3 protein-coding genes are annotated in these 1896 nt (G+C 74.2%); all 3 read right to left on the bottom strand.

What is annotated here, in order from left to right:
- On the bottom strand, window positions 1-851 hold an 851-nt coding region (locus ESO86_RS16130; RefSeq protein ID WP_165308081.1), incomplete at its 3' end, for an SDR family NAD(P)-dependent oxidoreductase.
- A complete protein-coding gene (locus ESO86_RS16135) occupies window positions 848-1222 on the bottom strand; it encodes a chorismate mutase (RefSeq protein ID WP_207207190.1) in 375 nt (124 codons plus the stop codon). The genes ESO86_RS16135 and ESO86_RS16130, both read right to left, overlap by 4 nt.
- 76 nt (window positions 1223-1298) lie before the next feature.
- A partial coding sequence (locus ESO86_RS16140) for an HAD-IC family P-type ATPase (RefSeq protein ID WP_129235862.1) occupies window positions 1299-1896 on the bottom strand: 598 nt, incomplete at its 5' end.

A 1896-nucleotide genomic window follows, 5' to 3' on the forward strand; every position in this document is an offset into this window, starting at 1 on the left:
GGGCCCTTGACCATCCACTGCGGCCCCCAGAACTGGCCGCCCTCGACGTCGTCGGCGGTGACGGCGTGCACGATCGCCTCCGCGCCGCGGTGCTTGCCCTGCGACCACGCCGCCTGCAGCGCGTCGGCGAACCGGTCGGCCGTCGGCGGCTGGTTCACGCCGGGCACGCGCGGGGTGCGCCCCGAGATCGAGTAGCCCGGGTGGGCGACGATGCTGTGCACGCGGGGCGTGACGGATGCCGCGCCGACCGCCTCCGCGGCATCCGTCGCCGCACGGCGCAGGCGCCGGTCGAGCTCGAACGCGATGGACGCGGCGGCGATCTTCGACTGCGCGTACGCGCGCCAGGCGGAGTACGAGCCGGTGAGCTGGAGGTCGTCGACCCGGAAGGTGGAGAGCCTCGTCGAGAGCGAACCGACGGTGACGACCCGGGCGCCGCGGGCGAGGTGGGGCACGACGCCCGCGAGGAGCGCGAAGTGGCCGAGCACGTTGGTCGCGAGCGCGAGTTCGTGGCCGTCGACCGATTCGTGGCGCTCGCTCGGGGTGTGCACCATGCCGGCGTTCAGGACGACCGCGTCGAGCGGCGCGCGATCGAGCAGGCGGTCGGCGCCCGCGCGCACGGAGTCGAGCGACGACGTGTCGATCACGAGCGTGTCGACGGAGGCGCGCGGCATCCGCCCGCGGATCGCGGCGACCGCCGCGGCGAGCCGCTCCGGGCTGCGGCCCGAGAGGATCACGTGGGCGCCCGCACGGGCGAGGCGGGCGGACGTGAAGAACCCGAGGCCGGCGTTCGCTCCGGTGACGAGCACCTGCCGCCCGGCCTGCGGCGGCACCCGCGTCGGGTACCAGTTCACGGGCGGTCCGACCCGGAGCCGTCGGCGATCTCCTCGTGGTGGCGGATCACCTCGGCCACCACGAAGTTGAACCACTTCTCGGCGAACGCGGGGTCGAGGTGGGCGTCCTCCGCGAGCGAGCGGAGCCGCTCGATCTGCCGCTTCTCTCGGTCGGGGTCGCTCGGCGGCAGGCCGTGCTCGGCCTTCAGTCGACCGACCTGCTGGGTGAACTTGAACCGCTCCGCGAGCAGGTGGATGAGGGCGGCGTCGATGTTGTCGATGCTCGAGCGGATGCCGAGCAGCATGCTGATCGCGGCGTCGCGTTCGTCGACCGCGCCGTCGCCCTCGGCCTTGCTGGGGTCGGCGGCGCGGTCGGGAATCTCGGCGGTCATGCTTCGACCCTAGGCGACGCCCGAACCCCATGAGAATCGGCTGCAGGACACGGGCCGCGGGCCGCCGGGCCGATGCTCATGCACGGGGTGCCGGCACCGCCGAGCGGAACGCGCGAAGTCGCAGGCTGTTGCCGACCACGAACACGCTCGAGAACGCCATCGCCGCACCCGCGAGCATCGGGTTCAGGAGCCCGAGGGCCGCGAGCGGGATCGCGGCCACGTTGTACGCGAACGCCCAGAACAGGTTGCCGCGGATCGTGCCGAGCGTGCGGCGCGACAGCCGGATCGCGTCGACCGCGGCGAGCAGGTCGCCCCGCACGAGCGTGAGGTCGGCGGCCTCGATCGCGACGTCGCTGCCCGTGCCCATCGCGATCCCGAGGTCGGCCTGCGCGAGCGCCGCAGCGTCGTTGACGCCGTCGCCGACCATCGCGACCGTGCGGCCCTCGTCCTGCAGGCGGGCGACGACCGCGGCCTTGTCGGCCGGCAGCACCTCGGCGACGACCCGCTCGATGCCCACCTCCGCGGCGACCTGCCGTGCCACGGTCGCGTTGTCGCCCGTGAGCAGGATCGGCTCGAGCCCGAGCCGGCGGAGCCGCGCGATGGCGTCGGCGCTCGTGGCCTTCACGGCATCGGCGACGCTGAGCGCGCCGCGCACGCGGCCGTCCCAGGCGACA

It is taken from the genome of Agromyces binzhouensis (assembly GCF_004135055.1).
GTDB lineage: Bacteria > Actinomycetota > Actinomycetes > Actinomycetales > Microbacteriaceae > Agromyces > Agromyces binzhouensis.